22 protein-coding genes and 1 pseudogene are annotated in these 25555 nt (G+C 63.9%); 12 read left to right on the plus strand and 11 right to left on the minus strand.

Annotated features, from left to right (window positions below; genetic code table 11):
• The first annotated feature begins 201 nt into the window (after positions 1 to 201).
• The 3 genes and pseudogenes from ACZ89F_RS10610 (at position 202) to ACZ89F_RS10620 (ending at position 4573) form a co-directional block, all read left to right on the plus strand.
• A pseudogene (locus ACZ89F_RS10610) lies at positions 202 to 2614 on the plus strand (GcvT family protein).
• A gap of 12 nt (positions 2615 to 2626) precedes the next feature.
• Entirely contained in the window at positions 2627 to 4180 is a 1554-nt protein-coding gene (locus ACZ89F_RS10615) for a trimethylamine methyltransferase family protein (protein WP_476091674.1), read from the plus strand.
• A gap of 78 nt (positions 4181 to 4258) precedes the next feature.
• Positions 4259 to 4573 carry a ferritin family protein gene (locus ACZ89F_RS10620; protein WP_109668196.1) on the plus strand — a complete coding sequence of 105 codons (315 nt, stop codon included), beginning with the start codon at positions 4259 to 4261 and terminating at the stop codon, positions 4571 to 4573.
• A gap of 25 nt (positions 4574 to 4598) precedes the next feature.
• Here the strand turns inward: ACZ89F_RS10620 and ACZ89F_RS10625 are convergent, their stop codons facing one another.
• Positions 4599 to 5624 carry a LacI family DNA-binding transcriptional regulator gene (locus tag ACZ89F_RS10625; protein WP_476091676.1) on the minus strand — a complete coding sequence of 342 codons (1026 nt, stop codon included), beginning with the start codon at positions 5622 to 5624 and terminating at the stop codon, positions 4599 to 4601.
• Between the two features lie 197 nt (positions 5625 to 5821).
• Here ACZ89F_RS10625 and ACZ89F_RS10630 point away from each other — a divergent pair, with 197 nt between their 5' ends.
• The 5 genes from ACZ89F_RS10630 (at position 5822) to ACZ89F_RS10650 (ending at position 10788) form a co-directional block, all read left to right on the plus strand.
• Entirely contained in the window at positions 5822 to 6853 is a 1032-nt protein-coding gene (locus tag ACZ89F_RS10630) for a Gfo/Idh/MocA family protein (RefSeq protein WP_476091678.1), read from the plus strand.
• Positions 6850 to 7758 (plus strand): sugar phosphate isomerase/epimerase family protein, encoded by a 909-nt coding sequence (locus ACZ89F_RS10635; protein ID WP_476091680.1) that lies wholly within the window; start codon positions 6850 to 6852, stop codon positions 7756 to 7758. The genes ACZ89F_RS10630 and ACZ89F_RS10635 overlap by 4 nt, the downstream gene beginning before the upstream one ends.
• A 98-nt stretch (positions 7759 to 7856) precedes the next feature.
• The gene (locus ACZ89F_RS10640; RefSeq protein WP_476091682.1) at positions 7857 to 8870 is read left to right on the plus strand and encodes a substrate-binding domain-containing protein; all 1014 of its coding nucleotides are present in this window, start codon (positions 7857 to 7859) and stop codon (positions 8868 to 8870) included.
• A 74-nt stretch (positions 8871 to 8944) separates the two neighbouring features.
• Positions 8945 to 9742: an ATP-binding cassette domain-containing protein gene (locus ACZ89F_RS10645; RefSeq protein ID WP_476091684.1), complete on the plus strand. Its 798-nt coding sequence runs from the start codon at positions 8945 to 8947 to the stop codon at positions 9740 to 9742.
• Positions 9739 to 10788, plus strand: coding sequence for an ABC transporter permease (locus ACZ89F_RS10650; protein WP_476091686.1), 1050 nt, complete (start codon positions 9739 to 9741; stop codon positions 10786 to 10788). Before ACZ89F_RS10645 ends, ACZ89F_RS10650 begins: the two co-directional genes overlap by 4 nt.
• Before the next feature lie 362 nt (positions 10789 to 11150).
• Here the strand turns inward: ACZ89F_RS10650 and ACZ89F_RS10655 are convergent, their stop codons facing one another.
• Together ACZ89F_RS10655 and ACZ89F_RS10660 are read right to left on the minus strand one after the other, a co-directional pair.
• A complete protein-coding gene (locus tag ACZ89F_RS10655; protein WP_476091688.1) occupies positions 11151 to 13979 on the minus strand; it encodes an ATP-dependent helicase in 2829 nt (942 codons plus the stop codon).
• A 79-nt stretch (positions 13980 to 14058) separates the two neighbouring features.
• Complete coding sequence (locus ACZ89F_RS10660) at positions 14059 to 14886, minus strand: DUF2059 domain-containing protein (protein ID WP_476091690.1); 828 nt, start codon at positions 14884 to 14886, stop codon at positions 14059 to 14061.
• Between the two features lie 200 nt (positions 14887 to 15086).
• Here ACZ89F_RS10660 and ACZ89F_RS10665 point away from each other — a divergent pair, with 200 nt between their 5' ends.
• Positions 15087 to 17402: a glucose/quinate/shikimate family membrane-bound PQQ-dependent dehydrogenase gene (locus tag ACZ89F_RS10665; protein ID WP_476091692.1), complete on the plus strand. Its 2316-nt coding sequence runs from the start codon at positions 15087 to 15089 to the stop codon at positions 17400 to 17402.
• A gap of 30 nt (positions 17403 to 17432) precedes the next feature.
• Here the strand turns inward: ACZ89F_RS10665 and ACZ89F_RS10670 are convergent, their stop codons facing one another.
• Both ACZ89F_RS10670 and ACZ89F_RS10675 read right to left on the minus strand, forming a co-directional pair.
• A complete protein-coding gene (locus ACZ89F_RS10670; protein ID WP_476091694.1) occupies positions 17433 to 17870 on the minus strand; it encodes a hypothetical protein in 438 nt (145 codons plus the stop codon).
• Between the two features lie 4 nt (positions 17871 to 17874).
• A complete protein-coding gene (locus ACZ89F_RS10675) occupies positions 17875 to 18036 on the minus strand; it encodes a hypothetical protein (RefSeq protein ID WP_476091696.1) in 162 nt (53 codons plus the stop codon).
• Positions 18037 to 18314: 278 nt separating this feature from the next.
• On the opposite strand from ACZ89F_RS10675, the gene ACZ89F_RS10680 reads away from it, so the two are divergent.
• The gene (locus tag ACZ89F_RS10680) at positions 18315 to 19208 is read left to right on the plus strand and encodes a dienelactone hydrolase family protein (RefSeq protein ID WP_476091698.1); all 894 of its coding nucleotides are present in this window, start codon (positions 18315 to 18317) and stop codon (positions 19206 to 19208) included.
• A 3-nt stretch (positions 19209 to 19211) separates the two neighbouring features.
• On the opposite strand, the gene ACZ89F_RS10685 is transcribed toward ACZ89F_RS10680, so the two are convergent.
• From ACZ89F_RS10685 to ACZ89F_RS10695, 3 genes are all read right to left on the minus strand, one after another.
• Positions 19212 to 19661, minus strand: coding sequence for a response regulator (locus ACZ89F_RS10685; RefSeq protein WP_476091700.1), 450 nt, complete (start codon positions 19659 to 19661; stop codon positions 19212 to 19214).
• Positions 19658 to 20806, minus strand: coding sequence for a histidine kinase dimerization/phosphoacceptor domain -containing protein (locus ACZ89F_RS10690; RefSeq protein WP_476091702.1), 1149 nt, complete (start codon positions 20804 to 20806; stop codon positions 19658 to 19660). The genes ACZ89F_RS10685 and ACZ89F_RS10690 overlap by 4 nt, the downstream gene beginning before the upstream one ends.
• 141 nt (positions 20807 to 20947) lie before the next feature.
• Entirely contained in the window at positions 20948 to 21862 is a 915-nt protein-coding gene (locus ACZ89F_RS10695) for an EamA family transporter (RefSeq protein WP_476091704.1), read from the minus strand.
• A gap of 89 nt (positions 21863 to 21951) precedes the next feature.
• On the opposite strand from ACZ89F_RS10695, the gene ACZ89F_RS10700 reads away from it, so the two are divergent.
• A complete protein-coding gene (locus tag ACZ89F_RS10700; RefSeq protein ID WP_476091706.1) occupies positions 21952 to 22431 on the plus strand; it encodes an Lrp/AsnC family transcriptional regulator in 480 nt (159 codons plus the stop codon).
• Positions 22432 to 22475: 44 nt separating this feature from the next.
• Here the strand turns inward: ACZ89F_RS10700 and ACZ89F_RS10705 are convergent, their stop codons facing one another.
• Together ACZ89F_RS10705 and ACZ89F_RS10710 are read right to left on the minus strand one after the other, a co-directional pair.
• Positions 22476 to 22673, minus strand: coding sequence for a hypothetical protein (locus ACZ89F_RS10705; protein ID WP_013531006.1), 198 nt, complete (start codon positions 22671 to 22673; stop codon positions 22476 to 22478).
• A 147-nt stretch (positions 22674 to 22820) separates the two neighbouring features.
• Positions 22821 to 23306: a thioesterase family protein gene (locus ACZ89F_RS10710; protein ID WP_476091708.1), complete on the minus strand. Its 486-nt coding sequence runs from the start codon at positions 23304 to 23306 to the stop codon at positions 22821 to 22823.
• Positions 23307 to 23507: 201 nt separating this feature from the next.
• Between ACZ89F_RS10710 and ACZ89F_RS10715 the strand changes: the two genes are divergently transcribed.
• Positions 23508 to 24923 (plus strand): FAD-binding oxidoreductase, encoded by a 1416-nt coding sequence (locus tag ACZ89F_RS10715; protein ID WP_476091710.1) that lies wholly within the window; start codon positions 23508 to 23510, stop codon positions 24921 to 24923.
• Positions 24924 to 24992: 69 nt separating this feature from the next.
• On the opposite strand, the gene ACZ89F_RS10720 is transcribed toward ACZ89F_RS10715, so the two are convergent.
• Positions 24993 to 25346, minus strand: a complete 354-nt coding sequence (locus tag ACZ89F_RS10720; protein ID WP_476097259.1) for a DinB family protein — start codon at positions 25344 to 25346, stop codon at positions 24993 to 24995.
• Positions 25347 to 25555 lie beyond the last annotated feature (209 nt).

Here is a 25555-nt window from a genome sequence, read left to right on the forward strand (position 1 = left end):
CGCGAACATGATGCTTGCGTGACAGCGCGTGGTGCACGCCCGCCGTCTTCTTCACTTGCCGATAAAAACGTGCGCCTGGCGGAAAGAATTGATCACTCCGTCGGACTCCGGTCGACGAAAAGACGCGCGTGCGCTGGCACTGGACACTTATGTCTAGTGCGTATATGGTCCAGCCTTCGGACTAACCGTGGAGGGGAAGCCTTGAAGTCGCACTACCGCGCTGTCGTCATCGGGGGTGGCGTGGTCGGGGCCTCGGTGCTTTACCATTTGACGCGGTTCGGCTGGAGCGATGTGGCGCTGATCGAGCGTGCCGAACTGACGGCTGGTTCGACCTGGCACGCGGCGGCAGGCTTCCATGCGCTCAACGCCGACCCCAACGTGGCCGCGCTGCAGGACTACACCATCAATCTCTACCGTGAGATCGAAGCCGAATCCGGCCAGGATATCGGCCTGCACATGACCGGCGGCGTCAACATCGCCAGCGATCCCGCGCGCTGGGAGTGGCTGAAATCGGCCTGGGCGGTGTTTTCAGTCGGTCGGCATCGAGACCGCGCGGCTGGTTACGCCTCACGAGATCAAGGCGATCTGTCCGATCGTCGACGTCACCGGCGTTCTCGGCGGCCTGCATGATTCCAACGAAGGTCATCTCGACCCGTACGGCACGACGCACGCCTATGCGGGTGCTGCGAAGAAGCGCGGCGCCGACATCATCCTGCGCAACCGGGTCATCGAGCTGAGGGCGCGTGCCGACGGGCGCTGGGATGTCGTCACGGAGCAGGGCACCATCATCGCCGAGCATGTCGTCAATGCCGGCGGGCTGTGGGCAAAGCAGCTCGGCCGCATGGCCGGCATCGACCTGCCGGTGACGCCGATGGAGCACCACTATTTCATCACCGAGGACATTCCGGAGATCGCAGCACTTGACCGGGAGATCGGCATCGCCGTCGATCTCGACGGGTTTTCGTATCTGCGACAGGAGCGCAAGGGCGTGCTGCTTGGCGTCTACGAGCAGAACCCCAAGCACTGGAACATGGACGGCGCGCCGTGGGATTACGGCATCGAGCTGATCCCGGAAGACATCGACCGCATCAGCCCGGAACTCGCCAAGGCGCATGAGCGCTTCCCTTGCCTGGCGACGGCCGGTATCCGCAAATGGGTCAACGGCGCCTTCACCTTCACGCCGGACGGCAATCCGATCGTCGGGCCGGTGCGCGGCCTGAAGAACTACTGGGTCGCCTGCGGCGTCATGGCCGGCTTCAGCCAGGGCGGCGGCGTCGGCAAGTCGCTGGCTGAGTGGATGATTTATGGCGAGCCGCAGGCCGACATATTCGGCATGGACATCGCTCGCTACGGTGCTTTCGCCGCCAACCGGGAATATCTCAGGCAGACGACGCGCCAGTTCTATTCGCGCCGCTTCGTCATGACCTTTCCCAATGAGCGGCTGCCGGCCGGCCGGCCGCTCAAACGCCCCGGCGCCTATGACGGGATGAGCGCGGCGGGATGCGAATGGACGGCGTTCTGGGGCCTGGAAATCCCGGCCTATTTCGCGCCGATGGGTTTTCGCGAGAACACGACGCTGCGCCGCTCCAACGCCTTCGACATTGTCGGCGACGAGGCGCTGCAGGTGCGGCGCGCCGCCGGTCTCGTCGATATCTCGGCCTATTCGCGCTATGCGGTCTCGGGGCCTGGCGCTGAAGCGTGGCTCGACCGGCTGCTCGCCTGCAAGCTGCCGAAAGCAGGACAGGCGAGGTTGGCGCCGATGCTCGGCCATGACGGACGGCTGAAGGGCGACCTGACCGTCTTCAACTGGGGCGGCGGCGCCTATTGGCTGATGGGCTCCTATTATCTCAGAGAATTCCACATGCGCTGGTTCGAGAGCCATGCGGCGCAGGGCGTCACCGTCGCCGACCTGTCCGACACGATGAGCGGCTTCCTGCTGACCGGGCCGAATGCACGCAAGATCCTGGAGCGCACGACGCATCAGGACGTGTCCGGCGCGGCATTGCCATTCATGGCCTGCGGCGCTTTCGACATCGGCATGGTGCAGGCACGTGTGGCGCGGCTGTCGATATCAGGCGAACTCGGCTTCGAAATCAATTGCCCCGCCACCATGCATGCCACTCTGCGCGAAACCCTGCTGGCCGCCGGCGAGGATCTCGGCTTGGCCGAAATCGGCTACTATGCGCTCAACGCATTGCGGCTGGAAAAAAGCTTCGGCATCTGGTCGCGCGAATTCACGCAAGGCTATACGCCCGGCCTGACCGGTCTCGACCGCTTCATCACTTTCGGCAAGGGTGATTTCATCGGCCGCGAAGCGGCGCTGAAGGAGCGGGATGCCGGCAGCGGCCAATGCCTGGTGACCCTGGAAATCGATGTGCTCGACGCCGACGCCAGCGGTTTCGAACCGGTCTGGCACCAAGGCCGGCGCGTCGGCTTCGTCACTTCGGGCGGCTATGGCTATACGGCTGGCAAGAGCCTGGCGCTGGCGCTTGTCGACCGCGATTTCGCAGGCGAGGGCACCGCGCTCTCGGTGCATGTCGTGGGTGAGGAGCGGCCGGCGCGTGTCATCGCGGCTTCACCCTACGATCCCCTGGGCAAGGCGATGCGGCAATGAGGAGGATTTCTGATGGTCGATGACGCGGCACGGGACAGCAGGCGCGAGCGCCGGCGTGGACGCACGGGCGAGGCCGGCAGCGAAAGCAGCCGCCGGCCCAATTACCGGTCGCTGAAGAACCCGTTCCTGCCGCAGCCGATTTTTTCGGACGATCAGGTCGCCGCCATCCACGACACGGCTCTGCGCGTGCTGGAAGAGCTCGGCATCAAGGTCCTGCTGCCGCAGGCGCGTGAGTATTTCGCCAATGCAGGCGCCCTAGTCGACCCCGACACAGACATGGTGCGCATCGGCCGTGACATGGTAACCGCAGCACTCGCCTCGGCGCCGAAGTCGATCCACGCCCATGCCGGGTCCCGCGCCCGAGATTTGACGCTCGAACTCGGCTCGATGACCTTCCTGGCCGGGTGCGGGGCGCCGAACGTCACCGATCTCGAGCGCGGCCGGCGGCCGGGAACGCTGGCCGATTTCGAGGACCTGATGCGGCTAGTGCAGCATTTCGACGTGCTGCATATGCTGGGGCCCTGCATCGAGCCGCAGGATGTCGACAACCGTTTCCGCCACTATGCCGTCAACCGCGCGCAGCTGACGCTGTCCGACAAGCTTCCGTTCGTCTTCGCGCGCGGCACGCCGCAGGTCGAGGACGGTTTTGAGATGCTGCGACTGGCGCGCGGCCTGTCGGAGGACGAGTTTCTGGCGGGCGCACATTGCTACACCGTCATCAACACCAACTCGCCGCGCCAGCTCGACATTCCGATGGCGCAAGGCATCATCGATTTCGCCCGCGCGGGCCAAATCTCCGTCATCACGCCGTTCTGCCTGGCGGGCGCGATGGCTCCGATCACGGTGGCCGGCGCGCTGACGCTGCAGCATGCCGAGGCGCTGGCCGGACTGACGTTGGCGCAGATCGTGCGGCCGCGTGCGCCGGTGGTCTACGGCTCATTCTCCTCCAATGTCGACATGAAGTCGGGTGCGCCCGCCTTCGGCACGCCCGAGCATGTCAAGGCGACGCTGGGCGCCGGCCAGCTGGCGCGCTTCACCGGACTGCCGTGGCGGTCCGGCGGCGGCAGTGCGGCCAACATCTCGGACGCGCAGGCCGCGCACGAGACGCAGTTCGCGCTGTGGGGCTCGGTGCTGGCCGGGGCGACGATGTGCATCCATGCCGCCGGCTGGCTGGAAGGTGGTCTCAGCGTCTCCTTCGAGAAACTGGTCACCGACATCGAGGCTTTGCAGACGGTGGCGGAACTGTGCGCCGCAACACCCGGCGACGATGATTCCATCGGCTTCGAGGCGATCGCCGAGGTGCAGCCGGGCGGCCATTTCTTCGCGGCCGGCCACACCATGGCGCGCTACCGCACCGCCTTCTACGAGCCGCTGGTGGCCGACTGGTCGAATTTCGGCAACTGGACGCAGAGCGGTTCGAAGACGGCGAGCGAGCGCGCCACCGGCGTCTGGAGACGGGCGCTGGCCGATTTCGTGCCGCCGGCTGCGGCCGTCGCCACATCAGGCGTCCTCGACGAGTTCATTGCGCGACGCACCGCAGAGGGCGGAGCGGCGCCGGTTTCGTGAGCACTGGCGGAATTACAGCGATGATGCGGAACCGGCGGCATCCCCGGGCATTCATGGGAATGGCCAACGGAGGACGACATGGGATTCGACCAGTATCACGAACCGCCTGAAGAGCTGACGCAGAAGGTACGGACCTTTGCCCGCATGATCACCTCGCTGATCGAGGAGGCGGAAGCAATCGGCTGGTACGAACAGCGCATGTCGGTGGAGAAGGACCCGCAGGCCCGCGCCATCATGAAGAATGCGCAAGGCGAGGAGTTCAAGCATTTCGGCATGGATCTCGAATTCCTGCTGCGCCAGAAGAAGGACTGGCGGGCGGAACTGAAGGAAATCCTGTTCACCACGGGCGATATCGTCAAGGCCGGCGAGAGGGGCGAGAAGAAGGTGGATTGAGCGCCGTTGCCGGCTTCGCCCACCATCAATCGCTGTCGCGCGCCACCAGTTCCAGCGGCCAGACCTCGCGGATGATGCGCGGGCCTTCGGGGCCGGCGAAGGCCGGTAGCGAGGCCAGCAGCATTTCGGCCAGTCGCCTTCCCATCGGCTCCAGCGCCGGACGGAAGGCGGTCAGCGCCGGGGAGAAATAGCGGCAGAGCGGCGTATCGACGATGACGATCACTGCGATATCATGGCCGGGCCGGATGCCCATCTCGGCCAGCGCCTTGCAGCCGCCGAGCGCCATGGCGTCGTTGTTGAAGATGATGGCGGTGGGCCGATCCTTGGAGTGCATTACGTCCGCCGTCACCTGATAGCCGCCGGCCTCGTTGATGAAGCCGTCGGCGATCAGGCCGGGGTCGACTTCAATGCTGTGCCGCTCCAGCGCCTTGCGATAGCCGTCCAGGAACAGGTAGCCGAAGTTGAGGTCGAGCGACGGGCGAACAGCGGCGATGCGGCGGTGGCCGCGCGCGACCAGCCGGTCGACGGCTTCATCCCCCGCCTTCTCAAAATCGATATCGAGCGAAGGATAGGTATCGCCGCCGGATTGACTTCGGCCAAGCGTGGCAAAGGGAAAGCCGGCCTTGCTGAGATAGTCGATCCGATCGTCTTCCCGCCGTGTATTTGCCAACACGACCGCGTCGGCCCGGCGCGTCTCAACCACACGGCGCAGCCTCTCCTGCTGATATTGGCCGGGCTCGCCCATGACGACCATCAGATCCAGGCCATCGTCGGCGAGCCGCGCCTGCAGACCGGTCAGGAACGGAATGAAGAACGGTTCGCCATATTGCTGGTCGCCCGGATGCGGCTGCAGCATGAAAGCGATCGAATGGGTGGCGCCCTGCCGCAGACTGCGGCCGGACTGGTTGGGTGAATAGTTGAGCGTCCTGGCCGCCTCGAGCACGCGCTGGCGCGTGTCGGCATTGACGTCGGCGCGGCCGTTCAGCGCCCGAGACACGGTGCCGATGGAAATGTTCAGGTGACGGGCAAGGTCGTGAATGCTGGACGCCAAGTGACTGTTCTCCCCCTTGTTTGGCTAGCACCGGTGGCCGCTCAGGCCAAGGCGACAAGGCGATTTTCGCGAGCGGCCGATTGACATTCTACGCCTTCGGGTGTGTTCTCGTAAACGTTTACGGAAAAACGTTTACGGTCTTGCCGTGAATGCCGTGGCGATCGGTCTGGAGGGACCGAGCGGAGGAGGAGCGCTGGATGATCAATGTCGTCCTGGTCGGCTGCGGAGCGATGAGCAAGGCTTGGCTCGATGCCGCGCGGCAAATCGACGGGCTCGCCATTGCCGGCCTTGTCGATCTCGACGCCGACAGGGCACGGGCGAGGGCGCAAGAATACGACCTCACCAATGCCGTCATCGGCACCAGTCTCGACGCCATGCTTGACCAGACCAGGCCCGATGCCGTGTTCGATGTGGTGGTTCCCGCCGCCCGGCGAGAAGTCGCGCTGTCCGCCTTTGCGCATCATTGCCATCTCTTGACGGAAAAGCCGCTCGCCGACAGCCCGGAGAATGCGCGCGCGATCGTCGAAGCTGCCCGCCGCGCCGGACGCATTCATGCCGTCGTCCAGAACCGCCGCTATGTCGCCAATGTCAGGCGCATCAGGCGCTTTCTTTCTTCCGGCGCCATTGGCGCGCCGACCAGCATCCATGCCGACTTCTTCGTCGCGCCGCATTTCGGCGGCTTTCGCGAGGAGATGGCCCATGTCCTGCTGCTCGACATGGCGATCCACACCTTCGACGCCGCCCGCTACATGATGAATGGCGAGCCGTCCGGCGTCTATTGCCAGGAATGGGAGCCGGCCAATTCCTGGTACCGGCAGGGATCATCGGCCAGCGCCGTCTTCGACCTCGGCGGCGGCAAGGTCTTCACCTATGCCGGCAGTTGGTGTGCCGCCGGCTTCCGCACCAGTTGGGAAAGCAGCTGGCGCATCGTCGCCGAGTGCGGCAGCCTCATTTGGGATGGCCATGACGGGCTGAAGGCGGAAGTGGTGGTGCCGGGCCGTGACGGCTTGCTCGACAAAACCCAGGCAATCGAAGTGCCGCCACTCGCTCCCGCCGACCGCATCGGCGGCCATCTCGGCATCATCCAGGATTTCATCCGCGCCATCGAGACCGGCACCGAACCGGAGACGCGCGGCGCCGACAACATCAAAAGCCTGGCCATGGTTTTCGGCGCCATCGAGAGCGCCGAGACTGGCCGACGCGTGGCCATCACAGAGGAAGCACAATGATGCCGAACCCGCTTCTCGACATCCGGATCGGCACCATGGTGCGGGCCAATCTCGATGATCCGGCGGCCTACATCAAACAGATCCTGCCGCTCGGCTTCGAGAGCATCCAGCCGTTCTTCTGGCAGACGCTGGGCGGCAAGGATTTGCCGCGGCTCGCCGGCCAGATTCGCGAGGCGATCGGCGATGCCGATGTCACGGTGTCCTCGCTCGGCGTGTTCGGCAATCCGCTGGAGAGCGGCGAGGTTGATCGTGGCGTGCTCCAGGCCTGGGAAACCGTCATCGACAACGCGCATCTGTTCGGCACCTCGATGGTCAGCGGTTTCACCGGCCGCCTTCGCGGCAAGAAGCTGACGGAAAGCCTGCCGCGCTTCCGCGAGGTCTGGGGTCCGCTGGCCAAACGCGCCGCCGACAAGGGCGTGCGCATCGCCTTCGAGAATTGCGCCATGGACGGCAACTGGGCTGCCGGCGACTGGAACATCGCCCACAATCCGGACGCCTGGGAGCTGATGTTCAACGAATTGCCCGACGACAATCTCGGGCTGGAATGGGAACCCTGCCACCAGTTGGTCTATCTGATCGACCCGATGCCGCAGATCCGCAAATGGGCGCCGCGCATCTTCCATGTCCACGGCAAGGACGCGACTGTGCGCTGGGATGTCATCCGCGAACACGGCGTGTTCGGCCGGCTGCCCTTCGTGCAGATGCGCACGCCGGGTTTTGGCGACAGCGACTGGACGCGGGTGATCAGCGAGTTGCGGCTGGCCGGGTACAAGGGCGCCATCGACATCGAGGGCTGGCACGACCCGGTCTATCGCGGCGACCTCGAGATCACAGGGCAGGCAAGGGCCCTGGAGTATCTGAAGCAATGCCGGGGAGGCGCCAGCTACCTGCCTAACCCGGTGTGAGGATCGGCCGGCGGGAGGAGCCGGCCGTCAAGTGGTACTGCCGAAGCTATCGTCAGAAAGCCCCTCGGCTGACGAGGGAAACAATGGGAGGAACGTGCATGAGCATCGCGATCAGAACGACACTTCTGCGCTCGACCGTCTTGGCTGCCGCCACGGCGCTTGCCGCTGCGATCTCCACCTTGCCCGCGCAGGCGCTCGACGCCCAGTGGTGCAAGGACGTCCACATCCGCTTCTTCGTCGGCGGCGCCGAGGGCGACGCCTTCGGCACCATCGTCTACAATGGCGCCAAGCAGGCGGCGGCCGATCTCGGACCGAAGGTCGACTACATCTTCTCCCAGTGGGACGTTGAAAAGATGGTGCAGCAGTTGCGAGAGGCGGTCGCGGTCAAGCCCAACGGCATCGCCATGATGGGCCATCCCGGCGACGCGTCGATCATGCCGCTGGCCGAACAGGCGCACAAGGACGGCATCAAGATGATGTACCAGAACGTGCCGGTGCCGAAGGTGGTGGAAGCGTTCGGCGGCGGCTATGTCGGCGCCCAGCAGGAGCAACAAGGCCGCGCGCTCGGCGCCGAGGCGTTCAAGCTCGGCAAGCTCAAGGCCGGCGACAAGGCGATCATGATCGGCCCGTTCGAGAACGAGGCCCGCGGCGCACGCGAGCGCGGCACGGTGGCGGCGCTGAAGGAGGCCGGCGTCGAGGTCATCCAGCTGTCCTCGCCGCCGAGCGGCGAATGGGCGTCCGATCCCAACCTTGCGATCCCCGTGATCACCGCGGCACTGCTCAACAACCCCGATGTCAAGGCGGTCGGGTATCCCGGCGGGCAGATGCTCGGCAACGTCCCCACCTACATGCAGGCGGCCGGACGCAAGGCGGGTGAGATCTTCAACTTCGGCTTCGACACCAGCCCGCAGATCGTCGAGGGTTTCAAGGGGGGCTGGGTGCAGCTGACGGCCGACCAGCAGCCTTTCCTGCAGGGCTATCTGCCGATCCTCAGCCTCTGCCAGCAGGTGGTGTTGGGCCTGGCGCCGATGAATGTCGACACCGGCGCCGGCTTCGTCACGCCTGAGAATTACGAGATCGTCGCCGAGCTCGCCAAGCAGGCGCTGCGCTGATCATGTGAGCCTTGCCGGCCGGGAGACCGGCCGGCAGCCGAAACTTTCCTGGAATTGCTCTAGCGAGGATCGCCATGGTCGAACGCATCATCGAACTGCGCGACATCAGCAAATCCTACGGTCAGGTCTATGCGCTGGGCAGGGTCAATCTCAGCGTCGACCGCGGCGAGGTGGTCGGCCTGATCGGCGACAATGGCGCCGGCAAGTCGACGCTGATCAAGATCCTGTCCGGCGTGGTCAAGCCGACCAGCGGCGAGATCCTGGTGCGCGGCAAGCCGGTGACCGGCTGGAGTGCGGCACGCTCGCGCGATGCCGGCATCGAGACGGTGTTTCAGGATCGGGCGCTGGCCGTGCAGCAGACCATCGTGCGCAACATCTTCATGGGCCGCGAACTGACCGGCTTCATGGGCTTTCTCAGGGTTAACAAGGAGATCGAGGAGGCGAGCCGGCTGATGCGCGAGATCGGCTTCACCTCGAAAGTGTTCACGCCGCAGTCGATCGTCGGCCAGTTGTCGGGCGGCGAGCGCCAGGGCGTGGCGATCGCGCGCGCCATCTACAAGCAGGCAGAGCTGATCGTCCTCGACGAACCGACGACCGCGCTGTCGCTGACCGAGACCGCCAAGGTCTTCCACTTCGTGCGCCAGGTGCGGGCGAGCGGCCGCTCGATCCTGTTCATCGGCCACAACATCCACCATGTCTTCGACATTGCCGACCGCTTCGTGGTGATGGACCGCGGCAAGGTGGCGCTGACCGCCGATCGCACGGAGGTCAAGTCGGCCGAGGATCTCATCAACTTCATGGAAGACGTCGCGCATCCGGGCGGATTGGCTGGGCTGCATGACGCCGGCGACGCGGAGCACAGAGCACGATGAGCAAGACCATGGAACCGGATCTGCACGAGCCGTCCGCCGGCATTCCCCGCCCCAGCCCCCAGAAGGAGTGGAAGCACCCATCCGATCACTGGATGCGCGGCTTCGTCCTCGACAACCGCGCTTCGCTTGGCACGCTCGGCGTGTTCATCGTCATGATGGCGGTGTTCCTGATCGCCAACCCGACCGTCTTCACCACCTGGTATCTCTACCGCTCGGTGCTGACCACGCTCCCCGTTGCGCTGTTCGTGGTGGTGCCGCTGGTCTTCGTCGTCACCTGCGGCGAGATCGACCTATCGTTTCCGGCGACGATGGGTTTTGCCTCCTGGGTGTTCGCGCTGGTGGTGCAGGCCGGCTACGATCCGTTCCTCGGCATCGTCGCGGCGCTCATCACCGGCATGCTGCTCGGCTTCCTGGTCGGGTCGCTGGTCGTCTATGGCGGGCTGTCGTCGCTGATCGCCACGCTCGGCATGAATTTCCTGCTGCGCGGCCTGATCCAGATCATCAACGAAGGCAAGTCGATGGCGCTGACCGGCCTCAGCGACAGCTGGGCCTACACGATCTTCTCCAGCCAGCTCCTGGGCATCCCGGTGCAGATTTTCTGGGCCATCGCCTTCGTCGTGCTGTCGGCGATGCTCTACAACCGCCACCGCTTCGGCGCGCAGGTCAGGGTGGTCGGCGACAACCCCGACAGCGCCCAGCAGATGGGCATCGACGTCAAGCGCGTGCGGGTGAAAGTGTTCGTCTTCGTCGGCATTGGTGCCGCGATCGCCGGCACCTTCTCGGTGATGATCAACTTCACCTGGTGGCCGACCGCCGGCGACGGCTATCTCCTGCCGGTGCTGGCCTCGGTGTTCGTCGGCGGCACGCCGACCTGGGGCGGCATCGGCACGGTGGTGGGCGGCGCGATCGGCGCCGTCACCGTGTCCTTCATCCAGACTGGCGTCGTCGCGGCAGGGTTGAGCGGCTTCTATGTGCAGTTCTTCAACGGGCTGATCATCATCCTGTCGCTGCTGGGACATAAATGGAACCAGGCGCGGTATCGGTGAGGGGTTTTTCGTTGGCGGACCGCGTGCCTTGACGATTGGCGCAGACGCCCATCGTTTCGTCATCCACGGGCGAAGCAAGGAGCGTAGCGACGCAGCGCAGACCCGAGGATCCATGCCGCGACTTAAAAGTACCGCTCCGGTGCAGAATTCTGCTCCGCTGCATTCCTGGGCGAAGGTCGCGGCATGGATCCTCGGGTCTCCGCGACGTCGCTTCGCTCCTGCTCCGCCCGTGGATGACGAAGGTGGGGGGCTTCCGTCAGAGAAATGATCCCACTACTGGATATGTCGGATGTTGAAGTGATGATCGTATCGTCAGAGTAGACGTATACACAAGGCGGTCGCTTGTAGGACAAAAGTGGGTTTCACACCGCCGCGACGAACCCGTCCAGCACGCGTTTCTGGCCGGCCTTGTCGAAGTCGATGGTGAGCTTGTTGCCTTCGATGGCTGATATGTTGCCGTTGCCGAATTTCTGGTGGAAGACGCGGTCGCCGACGTTGAAGGCGGACGGCTTGTCGGCGACGGATTTGGCAACCAGTTCGCCGTCGATGGTGCGGCCCTTGACCGAGGTGCGGCCGGCGCCGTAGCCGCTGTCCGTCTCGCCATAGCCGATGCGCTCGACCTGATGGCCGGAGCGCGAGCCCCAGTTGCGGTCGGTCGCCTCGGTGCGGTTGGCCTGCGCGCGCTGCCAGCCTGGCGTCGCATAGGTGTTGGAGAAGGCGCCTGACTTTTCGGTGTCGGCGCCGACATTGTCGAAGCGCGAGGCGCCATAGGGGTTCTGTCGTCCTGCGCCCTGGCCGCCGCGGCCGGAGGCAAAAGAACCGCCGCCATAGGAATTGCCGTAGCCGCCATAGGAGTTGCCGCTTTCGGCGACCTCGACATGGGCTTCCGGCAATTCGTCGAGAAAACGCGACGGGATGGTCGACTGCCATAGGCCATGGATGCGGCGGTTGGAGACGAACCACAGATGCAGGTTCTTCTTGGCCCGCGTCAGGCCGACATAGGCCAGGCGGCGCTCTTCCTCCAGCCCGGAGCGGCCGCCTTCATCGAGCGCGCGCTGATGCGGGAACAGGCCTTCCTCCCAGCCGGGCAGGAAGACCGTCTCGAATTCGAGGCCCTTGGCCGAATGCAGCGTCATGATGCTGACGGCGTCGAGCCCGGCATTCTGCTCGGCGTCCATGACGAGTGCGACATGCTCGAGGAAGGAGCGCAGCGACTCGTACTCCTCCATCGAGCGGATCAGCTCTTTCAGGTTCTCCAGCCGGCCGGGCGCTTCGACCGAGCGGTCGTTCTTCCACATGTCGGTGTAGCCGCTCTCTTCGAGAATGGTCTCGGCGAGTTCGGTGTGCGGCGTGGTTTCCAGCGCCTTCTGCCAGCGTTCGAAATTGGCCGCCACTTCGCGCAAGGCGGCGCGCGGCTTCGGCTTCAACTCGTCGCTTTCGGCCAGCTTGGCGGCGGCCTCCAGCATCGGGATGCGCAGCGCACGGGCCGTGTCGTGGATCTGGCGGATGGTGGCTTCACCCAGCCCGCGCTTGGGCACATTGACGATGCGCTCGAAGGCGAGGTCGTCGGCGCCTTGCGCGACGACGCGGAAAAAGGCGAGCGCATCGCGGATTTCCATGCGCTCGTAGAAGCGCGGGCCGCCGATGACGCGGTAGTTGAGGCCGAGCGTGACGAAGCGGTCCTCGAACTCGCGCATCTGGAAGGAGGCGCGGACCAGGATCGCCATGTCGTTGAGATTGTGCTTTTGCCGCTGGTAGGTCTCGATGGTTTCGCCGACGGCGCGGGCTTCCTCCTCGGAATCCCAGGCGGCGTGGACATGCACCTTGCCATCCTCGGGATCGTTGCGGTCGGTGAACAGCGTCTTGCCGAAGCGGCCCTCATTGTGGGCGATGAGGTGGGAAGCAGCGCCAAGGATGTGTGCGGTCGAGCGGTAGTTGCGCTCCAGGCGGATGATGGTGGCGCCCGGAAAATCCTTGTCGAAGCGCAGGATGTTGTCGATCTCGGCGCCGCGCCAGCCATAGATCGACTGGTCGTCGTCGCCGACGCAGCAGATGTTGACTTTGTTTCCGCTCACGGGCTGTTCCGCGCCTGCCGGCGCGGGCCCTCCGCGCGGGCCTCGCAACGGCTCGGACGCCCGGTCGGGCTTGCGGCCTTCGGCCAGAACATCCCGGCCGTAGGAGGTGTTTGGTCTAACGTAGTTATCTTCTTCTGAAGGATCATCTTTTGAGGCCGCAGGTTTGTAGCTGCCCGGCTCAGTTCGATCAGGAGTCCTGGACGGGCTAGGATTTGGAACGAGGCCACCTGGAGCGCCACTTCTTGGCGGTTGTGGCTCACTTGGCGGTTGTGGCGCACTTGGCCTTTGCGCCAACAGCCGCAGCCACATGTACTGGGCGGTGTTGGTGTCCTGATACTCGTCGACGAGGATGTATTTGAAGCGCTTGTGGTATTCCTTCAGCACATCCGGATTGTCGCGGAAGATGCGGATCGGGTGGCACAGAAGGTCGCCGAAGTCGCAGGCGTTCAGCGTCTTCAGCCGCTCCTGATAGGCCTTGTAGAGTTCACGGCCCTTGCCGTTGGCGAAGGCGCGGGCATCGCCCTCGGCGATGTCGGCCGGACCTTGCCCCTTGTTCTTCCAGCCGTCGATCATCTGGGCGAACTGCTTGGCCGGCCAGCGCTTGTCGTCGAGCCCTTCGGCCTGGATCAGCTGCTTGATCAGCCTCACGACATCGTCGGTGTCGAGGATGGTGAAATCGGATCTCAAGCCGGCGAGTTCGGCATGTCTGCGAAGCAGCTTCACTCCAATCGAGTGGAAGGTGCCGAGCCATGGCATGCCCTCGACATTGCCTTCGCCGATCAGGACGCCGATGCGGGTCTTCATCTCGCGCGCGGCCTTGTTGGTGAAGGTCACTGCCAGGATCTGCGACGGGAAGGCCTTGCCGGTGGCGAGGATGTGGGCGATGCGGGTGGTCAGCACCCGGGTCTTGCCGGTGCCGGCGCCGGCCAGCACCAGAACCGGACCTTCCGTTGTTTCAACAGCTAGCCGCTGTTCCGGGTTGAGGCCCTTGAGATAGTCGGGTGCGTTGTTGTGGCCGCTGCGGGCAGCCATGGCGCGCGCGGCAATGCCCGACGGGGCCGAGGGCCGCGCATTGGGTTCGTCGAAAAAGGGCATGTCTTCGGAAAAGCCGGACATTGCCCCGAATGTAGTGATTCGGGAGCGAAAGACCAGAAGTGTCTACGTTTTGTTCCGGTAAAGTGCCTGATATCGCGGTTCAGGCCTTGCGGTAGCCGAGGGCGACGAAAAACCGATGTCCGAACGAGCGCGCCTCATCGGTCATCACCGCGCCGAGGGCGACCTGCATCTGGTCGTAATAGCGGCTGCCGGCGGGTGACGCCAGGAAAGCCTCATAAAGTTTGAGATCGTCAAGCGGCAGATCCCGGTAAATATAGGCTACGGAGTCCATGACATCCTTTTCGATGTCTCGGCGAAGCCCTTCGGATCGCTGACGCAGCAGGGCCATGATCTGGTCGTCGGGCAGAGCCTTTCCGGCCGCTCCCAGCATCTCGGAAAGCATCGTATAGCCCATGTTCAAGGCGACGGCTTCTCCGGTGTCGACGGCATTGAGATCGTCGACCAGCTTCTTGTAGAGGTCGAGCCGGGCCGGATCCCTGGACCGAAGGTCGCCGAGGATTCTAGGGCCTTCGATCTTCTTGCGTTCCCTCTCTTGCGGGGTGGAGGCCTGGATTTCCAGCGCCGTGACCTGTTTGCCGAGCGGCGATGCATAGAATGAGGTCAGGTCGGACAGGTCTTTGGCCGACAGCTTGTCCGCCATTCGCGATTCGATGGCTGCCTCCATCTTGTTTGCGTCAAACGCCCCTTCCATGGCCACTGCCAGCGCGTCCTGGACCTTTTGAGGCGGCGCTTCCGGTGCCGATTTCACGGCTGCGCTGAAACCCGGACCAATACCCGTCAGCATCTCGTGAAAGCCGTTCGCCTTGTTGATCTCACGAAGCGTCTGCGCCGGCGCGGCCACGCTGAGAGAGACAAGGCAGCAGAGGGCAAGCGCCAATCGCGTCAGCGGCGGAACGAATGACGTCATTTTGCTTGCTCCAGAGGCGAGATGATCCGAGGCAGACTGCTGGAAAACCCCGATACAGGCAAGATGGATTGCCACCTTGGCGTGTGGCCAACTTGACAGGCGCGGCAGGCAGGAGAAAGTTGTGTCCAGGGGCAGGAAGGTAACGCCGGGTTGCCCATGGCCGCGCCGCGAGAGCGCGCAACAGTCGAAGGAGTATCATCTTGGCTGTCACCATCACCTCCCTCATTCTCTTGCTCATCGGTCTGGCGCTCGGCGGCGGTGGTATCCGTCTCGCGATGCTGGGCGGCAGCTGGTATTACATCATCACCGGTCTCGCCTTCCTGATCGCCGCCTGGCTGCTCTACCGACGCCGGTCCACCGCGCTGTGGCTCTACGCGGCGATCGTGTTCGGCACGCTGGCCTGGGCCGTCTGGGAAATCGGCTTCGACTGGTGGGAACTTGGGCCCCGCGGCGGCATCATCGTGCTGGTGGCGCTGTGGCTGCTGACGCCGTGGGCGAGGCGGGGTCTTGTCGGCCCTGACGCGCGCGCGCCGATGATCCTTGCCGTGCTCGCATCGCTTGCCGTCGCCGGTTATTCGATGACAGCCGATCCGAAGGACATCGCCGGCGAACTCCCCACCGACAAGGTGATCGCCAACGCCAATCTCGGTAACGATGTGCCGGCCGGCGAGTGGCACTATTACGGCCGCACGCAGTTCGGCCAGCGCTATTCGCCGCTCGACCAGATCACGCCGGACAATGTCGCCAAGCTACAGCCGGCCTGGACCTACCGCACCGGCGACGTGAAGGGACCGGACGACGTCGGTGAGACCACCTACCAGGTGACGCCGCTGAAGATCGGCGACACGCTCTACATCTGCACGCCGCACAATTTCGCCATCGCCATCGACGCGGCGAGCGGCAAGGAGAAATGGCGCTACGATCCCAAGATCAAGCTCGACAAGGACCGCCAGCACCAGACCTGCCGCGGCGTGTCCTATTATGCCGATACGGCAATCGCCGCCGGGCAGCCCTGCGCGACCCGCGTCTACCTGCCGACCTCGGATGCGCGGCTGATCGCGCTCGACGCCGCCAACGGGCAGGTCTGCCCGGCCTTCGCCGAGGGCGGCACGCTGAACCTCCTGACCAACATGCCCTATCCGAAGTCGGGCTATTATTACTCGACCTCGGCACCGCTGATATCGGGCGGCAAGATCATCGTCGGCGGCGCGGTCAACGACAATTATTCGACGCAGGAGCCGTCCGGCGTCATCCGCGCCTACGACGCCGCCACCGGCGCACTGGTGTGGAACTGGGATTCCGGCAATCCGGACCAGACGACGCCGCTGGCGGCCGGCCAGACCTACACCGCCAATTCGCCCAACATGTGGTCGACGCCGAGCGCCGACGAGAAGCTCGGCCTGCTCTACGTGCCGCTCGGCAACCAGACGCCGGATCAGCTCGGCGCGGGGCGCAGCGCCAATGTCGAGAAGTTCTCGTCGTCGATCACCGCGCTCGACCTCAACACCGGGCAATTGCGCTGGGTGCGGCAGACCGTACACCACGACCTCTGGGACATGGACGTGCCGGCGCAGCCGAGCCTGATCGACATCACCAAAGCCGACGGCACCGTGGTGCCGGCGCTGGTCGGGCCGACCAAGCAGGGCGACCTCTATGTGCTCGACCGGCGCACCGGCGAGCCGGTCATTGCGGTCAACGAAGTGTCGGCGCCCGGCGGCGCCATCGAGGGCGACCACACATCGCCGACGCAGCCGGTCTCCGATCTTACCTTCATGCCGAAGCCGCTCACCGGCGCCGACATGTGGGGCCTCACCATGTTCGACCAGTTGGCATGCCGGATCGAATTCCAGGGCCTGCGCTATGAGGGTCGCTACACGCCGCCTTCCGTCCAGGGCTCGCTGATCTATCCCGGCAATTTTGGCACCTTCAACTGGGGTGGTGTCGCTGTCGACCCGGTCCGGCAGGTGCTGTTCGGCATGCCGACCTATCTGGCCTTCAAGTCGCAGCTCATTCCGCGCGACCAGGTGCCGCCGCCGGACGAGGGTCGCGGCAGCGAGCAGGGACTGAACCGCAACGAGGGCGCGCCCTATGCGGTGGTGATGGGACCGTTCCTGTCGCCGCTCGGCATTCCTTGCCAGGCGCCGCCCTGGGGCTATGTCGCGGGCGCTGATCTCAGGACCGGCAAGATCGCCTACAAGCATCGCAACGGCACCGTCTACGATATGACGCCGCTGCCGCTGCCGCTGAAGGTCGGGGTGCCGGGCATTGGCGGGCCGATGATCACCGCCGGCGGTGTCGCCTTCCTGGGTGCGGCGGTCGACGACTATCTGCGCGCCTATGAGCTGACATCCGGCAAGCAGCTGTGGCAGGCGCGGCTGCCGGCCGGCGGGCAATCGACGCCGATGACCTATACGGTCGCCGACGGACGCCAGTTCGTTGTCATCGTTGCCGGCGGCCACGGTTCGGTCGGCACCAAGCCGGGGGATTATGTGATGGCCTACGCGCTGCCGAAGTAGGGGAAGTAGGGGCGGACTGGCCGTGCCGTCCTAGCCAAGCCCCAGATGGCTCTTCAGGCTGGGCACCGAGCCGAGCACTTCGTTGGTCAGTTCGGGGCCGGCGGCCGCTTCGGCCTGCTGGATCAGCGTCGCGCCGGCCTTCTGGATCTGCGCCATATCGAGGCCGGAGGCCTTGAGCGCGGCGACGCCGTTGATCAGCGCGCCGGCCTTCTCGCCGAGAACGCCGCCAAGCGCGCCCTGCAGCGATGACAGGAAGCCGCCACCGCCGCCGGCCGGAGGGGCGGCCATGACGTCATATTGGTGGGCGAGATCGTCGGCGCCGGGGATCTTGGCGAAGAAAGCCGAGGCGCTGGTGCCTTCCGCCTCGTGTTCGAGCACCGAGAAAATGGTGCCGACGACTTTTTCCGTCGTCGCCTGGTCGAGGCCCGCTTTTTGCGAGACGGTGTTGACGATGTCCTGGACGTTCATGATCTCACCTCAACCCTTGAGTTTTTGTGTTTGTACGGCGGTTCGGGTCACTGCGGACCTTGACCAATGATCCTCTGTCCGCACTCACGACCATCGAGCGTAATGCAAGAGCAGCAGCGGCGGCGAGGACGACCGCGCTGGCGAGGATCGGGAAAGGCATGGTCATCGGCATCGCTCCTTCTGGGTCGGGACGTGAAGGCACCTGGTCCAAGGCGCCATCGATAGCCGGCAGCTTCCCTCACTATTGTGGCAGTGCCAGCAGGATTTGTCGGGGATGACTAAAAAGTGATGACATGGGCGCCTGTGGCGCCGGCTTTGCCGGGCCGGCGGGGCCGCCTGTACGCCACGAGACGATCCACGGCCGTGACAAATGCTCGACTGGATCATGGCGGCTGGGTCTCTATGTAGCTCAGGTATCGAAGCTCGAAGCCGAGGAGCACATCCATGACGAAACCGGACGCCAACACCAAGCCTGCCGTCACCCAAGCGATGATCGAAGCTTATGACGAATATACGCATCTGACGCTCGATCGCCGCCGATTCATGGAGCAACTGACCCGGCTTGCCGGATCAGGCGCGGCGGCGGCCGCGATCGCGCCGCTGCTGGCGGCAAATTCCGCGCAAGCGGCAATCGTCGCCGACAATGATCCGCGGGTGAAGTGCGAGGACATCAGCTATCCCGGCGGCAGCGGCGAGATGAAGGGTTATCTGGTCAAGCCGGCAGACCAGGCGGGTAAGCTCGGCACGGTCATCGTCGTGCATGAGAACAGAGGCCTCAACCCGCATATCCGCGATGTGGCGCGACGCGTGGCGCTGGAAGGGTTCGTGGCTCTGGCGCCGGATTTTCTGTCGCCGCTCGGCGGCACGCCAGCCGATGAAGACAAGGCGCGCGACATGTTCGCCAAGCTCGATCCCACGCAGACCGCCGCGAACGCCGTGGCAACGGTCGCCTTCCTCAAAGGCAACAAGGACGGCAACGGCAAGGTCGGCGCCGTGGGTTTTTGCTGGGGCGGCGGCACGGTCAACATGCTGGCCGTCGACGCGCCCGATCTCAGTGCCGGCGTTGCCTATTACGGCATGCAGCCGAAGGCCGCCGATGTGCCTGACATCAAGGCCGCATTGCTGCTGCACTATGCCGGGCTGGACGAGCGCACCAATGCCGGCATCGACGCCTTCAAGAAGGAGCTCGATGCGGCGCATGTCCAATACACGGTCTATGTCTATGAAGGCGCCAACCACGCCTTCAACAACGATACGTCGGCGGCACGCTACGACAAGAAGGCGGCCGACCTCGCCTGGGGACGCACGATCGCCTTCTTCAAGGAGAAGTTGAAGTAGCCGTCAGGCGGTCGAGGATGCCCAGACGGTTTCGAAGGCCGGCGATAGGGTGAAGCCGGCTGGCCGCACCGAGGTGGGGGGCGGGCGGCGCACACCCTCCTGCAGATAGCGCAAAGCCGAGCTCAGCCCGTTCATCGTGTAAGGCTTGGCAATGACCCCTATCGCGCCGGCGAAATGATCGGGAATGCGCTTCGGATTGGCGGTCATGAACACGACCATCGAGTTCTTCTTCTCGCCGATATACTCGGCCACCTCGACGCCAGTCGGGCCATCGGTCAAATGGATGTCGACAAAGGCGATATCGGCATCCGTCGAGTCCACCATGCTCTTTGCTTCGGCCGAGGAGGTTGCCCAGCCGACGACGCTGTGGCCGGCCTCCTCGACAAGGCTTTCCAATTCCATTGCCAGCAGCGCTTCGTCCTCGACGATCAGTACCTTGAGCGGTTCAATCATGACACATTCCCTTTTTGCTGCGGTTCGTTGGGCATCGAGATCACGACCCTGGTGCCGGGGCCGGCGTCGCGCCATTCGATGTCGGCACGCAGCTGACGGGCCAGAGACTTGATCAGCCGCATGCCGAAAGACGCGTCGCCACTGGCGTCGGCCATGCCGACGCCATCGTCTGACACTTCGATGTTAAAGTGGCCGTCGGGCTGACTCATCTTGATCCCGATGCGGCCTGCCATCGTTCCGTCCGGCCCTTCCTTGAAAGCGTGCTTCAAGGCATTGGTGACGAGTTCATTTACCATCAGCGCGACAGGCGTCGCCTTTTCCGCTGAAATCACAATGGGTTCGAGTTCGAGTTTCGACTTGATTCCGGAGCGCCCCGACGCCGTCAGCAGATCGGTCACGAGATCCTTGGCGAAATCCGAGACGTCGAATCGGCTGACATCCTTCGACTGGTAAAGGCGGCGATGCACGGTGCTCAGCGCTTCGATGCGCTCCAGCATGGTGGTCAGCGATTGCTTCGTCGCTTCATCCTTTATGGTTCGGCTCTGCATGACGATCAGTGACGAGATCATCTGCAGATTGTTCTTCACGCGATGGTCGACCTCATGCAGCAAGGTGGTCTGCGTTTCGAGTGCTGCTTCGAGTTCGCTGGTGCGTTCTTTCACCGCCTTCTCGAAGCGATCCTTGTCGGCCGTGATGCGATGCTCTGAGCGCTTGCGGTCCGAGACATCGAGTTGCGAGGCGAAAAAGAACTGCAATTCGCCTTTGTCGTTGGAAACCGGGCTGATGTAGAGCGCGTTCCAGAAGGTGGAACCGTCCTTGCGGTAGTTCAGAATATCGATGCTGACGTCGGTTCGGTCGTCGATCGCCGCGCGCAGCTTGGCGATCACGGACTTGTCAGTTCTTGGCCCCTGCAGGAAGCGGCAATTCTTGCCCATGACCTCGTGCCGCTCATAGCCGGTCAGCCGCAGGAACGCGTCATTGGCAAAGACGATCGGATTGTCCTGTTGTCGGGGATCGGTGATGATCATCGACATGCGGGTGGCGCGAATGGCTGCCGCGAACGGATCTCCCTTGCCGTGTTCGGCATGCAGATCGTCCGTCATGTGCCATGCGTCGGCCGGCTCCCTGGTTCTTTTCCAATCCATCTTGTCACTCCAAGCCGTTTTCGTGGGGGACAACGGCTCAGATGCGGAATTGGTTCAATCTTGAGCGGTCTTTTCGCAGGTTCTTCGCTGTCGAGGATTGGCGCCCGACCCTTGCAAAAGATCTGAAAACAAAAGGCTTTTCTACGGCCTAATCTGTGATGCCGGCTTGTGGAAAGCGACGCCTGCGACCACCATAGTAATGCCGAGGCAATCGGCGAAACTCGGAATCTGATGCAGCACGACGACGCCGATCAGCGTCGCGGTGACTGGTAGCAGCGATAGCATCAGGGCGAAGCTCGCGCGTGGTAGCCGCGACATGGCGAGCTGGTCGCAGATGTAGGGAATAACCGATGAACAGATGCCGACGCCGATGGCGGCGAGCAGCAGCGGCGGCGAGAAAAAGGCAGGCAGCGCATCGGTGAAGCCGATCGGCAGCACGACGACGAAGGCGATGGCCATGGCGGCGCCAAGGCTTGCGATGCCGCCGCCGGCGCCTGAAGCGGCGATGCGGTGGCCGAGCACGATGTAGCCAACAAACAGCGCGCCGTTGAGGAAGGCCCAGAACAGCCCGATGGGATCATCAGACCATTTGACGTCGATGAGCAGCAAGGTGCCGGTGACGGCAACGGCAAGGGCGGCGAGATTGCGCGGGCTCCTGAGGCCGATCACCGCGACGCCGATGGTGCCGACGAATTCGATCGCCGCCACCAGCGAGATCGGCAGGCGGTCAAGCGCCAGATAGAACGAACAGTTCATCACCGCCAGGCAGGCGCCGAGGGCCAGCAACAGCAGCCGCGTCGAGCCATCGGCGCGAGCGAAGGTTCGCCATGGACGGGTCAGCGGCGCGAAGATCAGCGCTGCGGTGGCGATGCGCAGCCATGCCATGCCGAGCACGCCGACATGCGGGAAAAGCAGCACGGCGAAGGCCGGCCCGAGATAGTGGAAGACGGCGCTGACGCCGAACCAGACATGCGGCGGCAGTTTTTCCGTCAGCCTGCCGAGGGTGGGGTTGCCAAGGGCAGGGATCGCCACGAGAGCTTGCGTTTGATCATCCATCGGATCAGTATCGCAGGCAGGTTTGCCTGTTTATATGGATGATGTTTGGTTCTTTCGGCTATCTTCTTCCCGGAAGAAAGGAGTTTTCGATGAAACGCCTTCGAACTGAAAGTGCCGACCTCGATGCCGCGGACATGAAGATCCTACGCCTGCTGGAGAAGGACGCGCGCATCAGCATGGCGGAGCTTGCGCGCTCGGTCGGCCTGTCGGCGCCGAGCGTGGCCGAGCGCATCAAGCGGCTGCAGGAAAGCGGCGTCATCGAGGCCTATTCGATCAGGATCAACCCCGCGGCACTCGGCCTGCCGCTATCGGCATGGCTGCGCATTCGGCCGGTGCCGGGGCAATTGGCGGTGGTGGCCGAAATCATCCGCGAGCTGCCGGAGATCGCGCAATGCGACCGGGTGACCGGCGAGGACTGTTTCATTGCGCTGGCGCATGTCGGCTCGGTGGCCGAACTCGAACGGGTGATCGACCGGATCATTCCCTACGCGATGACCAACACGGCCATTATCCAGTCGTCGCCGGTGGTGGCGCGCTCGGCCCTGGGGGCCATCAAGCGCCAGGCTTGATGCAAGGGGGCAGGCTTGGTGTAGGAGATGTCGGTTCCAGGGTTTTAAGCGTGGCCGCGCTTCATGCGCGCCTGCTTCAGGATGGCGCGCCAGCGGATCATGTCGAACGGGATCGGCTCGTTGTTGTTGGCGATGTGGAAAATCTCGTTGTTGACGTTCTTGAGGGAACGCCAGAAATCATAGTCGGTTATGCGCGGATCGGCGGCCAGCCTGTCCACCTCGACCTTGATGTCGGTTTTCATGCACGTTCCTCGAACCGGCTTCGCCCCGCCGCCCGTGTCGCTACCTCGGTGCAGATCGTTTTCGACCGACCCGCTGAGTCGCGCAACGGCTCAAATGGCTTGTTCCCGTTAAAACCTCGGTAAGGTTAACGCGAGCGCCGAGTCGCTTCAAGCGGTCTTGCGACGAATCCCGATCGAACGGCCGGCGCGCTCCGGCATCGGCAGTGCCGAATGGGCGGCACGCATGGCTTCGATCTTGGCAAGCACATCGGCGGGGAAGGGCGCGACCTTCGGCCCGGACATGTCGACATGCAGGGACAGGGTCTCGGAGGTGGCGGCGAGCCAGCCGTCGACATGGCGGATTTCCTGGTAGGTCCGCAGCCGCTTGTCGTCATGGTCGATGAGCTGGAGGGAGATGCGGACCTTGTGATCCAGATGCAGTTCCTGGACGTAGCAGACATGGATCTCGGCGGTGTAAATCGTGAGCCGCCGCTCCTTCACGTAATCCAGCCCCAGGCCCATCGCCTCGAAGGCTTCGTCCGAGCAGCGGTCGAACAGCACGTTGTAGTAGGCCATGTTGAGATGGCCGTTGTAATCGATCCAGTCCTTCTCGATATCCATGGGTTTGGAGACGAAGGGGGCGGGGATGGGCATCGAAACTTCCTTGTTCTGGCGCTGGACAGAGCGTGGCTGGTGAGACTAGATCGGTTCATCGTTTCATGGAAACGCTGAACCGCTCTCTCTTTGTTTGACGCAATTCCGGACGGAAAACCGCTTCACACTTTTCCTGGAATTGCTTTAGGCATCCATAGCTGCATAACAAGCGTGGGCGCTGGTCCATTCGCGGAGGAATTCATGGCTCTGAGCGACCTCAACCCGGTCGAACGCAACGAGGAAGGCATCGCGGCGGTGCTCGGCATCCTCAAGCAACAGCTTGGCGAGCGCTTCCAGACCGGCCAGGCCATCCGCTCCCAGCACGCGCACACCACCACCTATATTCCGACGCAGGCGCCGGACGGCGTCGCCTTTCCCGAGACGACCGCCGAGGTGCAGGAGATCGTGCGGGCCTGTGCCGCGCACCGCGTGCCGGTCATCGCCTTCGGCGTCGGCTCCTCGCTGGAGGGCCATACCAACGCGCCGGGCGGCGGCATATCGGTCGATACATCGCGCATGAACCGCATCCTGGCGGTCAATCCGCAGGATCTCGACTGCACGGTCGAACCCGGCGTCACCCGCGAGGATTTGAACCGGCATCTGCGCGACACCGGTCTGTTCTTTCCGATCGATCCGGGTGCCAATGCCTCGCTTGGCGGCATGGCGGCGACACGGGCGTCCGGTACCAACGCGGTGCGCTACGGCACGATGCGCGAGAACGTGCTGTCGCTGACGGCCGTGATGGCCGACGGCGAGACGGTGACGACCGGCAAGCGCGCGAAAAAGAGCTCGGCCGGCTACGATCTGACGCGGCTGCTGGTCGGCTCGGAAGGCACGCTCGGCATCATCACGTCGCTGACGCTGAAGCTGCAAGGCATCCCGCAAGCGATCTCCGGCGGCGTCTGCCCGTTTCCAAGCGTCGAGGCGGCCTGCAACGCGGTCATCGCGACGATCCAGATGGGCATTCCGGTGGCGCGCATTGAACTGGTCAACGCGTTGCAGATGCGAGCGATGAAGAATTATTCGAAGCTCGATTATCCCGAGAGCCCGTGCCTGTTCGTCGAGTTCCACGGCAGCGATGCCGGCGTGGCAGAGCAGGCCGAGACCTTCGGCATGATCGCGGAGGAAAATGGCGGCGGACCGTTCCTGTGGACCAGCGTTGCCGAGGAGCGCACGAAACTGTGGAAGGCCAGGCACGACGCCTATTGGTCGTCGCTGACGCTGCGGCCGGGCGCCAAGGGGCTGTCGACCGATGTCTGCGTGCCGATTTCGCGCTTTGCCGAATGCGTCCTGGAAACCGAAGCCGACATCGCCGAGATGGGCCTGATCGCGCCGATCGTCGGCCACGCCGGCGACGGCAATTTTCACGTGCTGGTGCTGATGGACGTAGACGATCCCAAGGAGATCGCGCTGTCGGAAAAATTCGTAGCGCGTCTCAACATGCGGGCGATCGCCATGGACGGCACCTGCACCGGAGAGCACGGCATAGGGCAAGGCAAGATCGGCTTCCTGCGCCACGAGCTCGGCCACGGCGTCGACATCATGCGCACGATCAAGCAGGCGCTCGATCCCCTGGACATAATGAACCCGGGCAAGATATTGCCAGCAATGGGGTAGGGATCATCCCGCCGCAGCAATGAAGGTACCGGCACGAAGCCGGCATCTCCAATGTCTTGAAATCTCTGATTACACTGGTGCCCGGCGTGCTGGCTCGGCTTGGTGGAGAAAGCCAGTGAAGGTGTCGGGCGACGATGGCTTCGACAATTGGGTCACCATGCGCCCGACCTCGCCACGATGATAGCCGCCATGAGTGATGACATGCGCCAGCATCTCCTCGCGTGACATCTGTCCGGGGGCGCCATCGGTAAAGGTAAAGGGGATCGTCTCCGCCAGTTCCTCTGGTTCCACCCGTTCGACATAGCGGAGGTACCACCGGTCGGTTTCGGTGATCGCCTCGGACAGCCCCGCGAGCGTCGGTGTGTTGCGCGTGCCCGTGTCCCGATAGGCGTGCTTCTCCTTCTGGAGGTTCGACGCAAAGATCCTGTCGACGACATGCGGTGATTGACGGTCTCAAGGATCGCGCCAAGCTGCTCCTCGGTTGTCTCGTTTTCGATCTCGGCCAGCAGAGCAAGGAGTTCATCATCCGCCCAGGATTTGTAGCGGAACAGGGATAGAAGCAGTGTCTTGCTGCTCATGATGGCCTCTCATTGACTTGCGTGGCAGGCTTGGCTCGATAAATGTGAGCGGAC

The organism is Mesorhizobium sp. USDA 3734 (assembly GCF_056279665.1).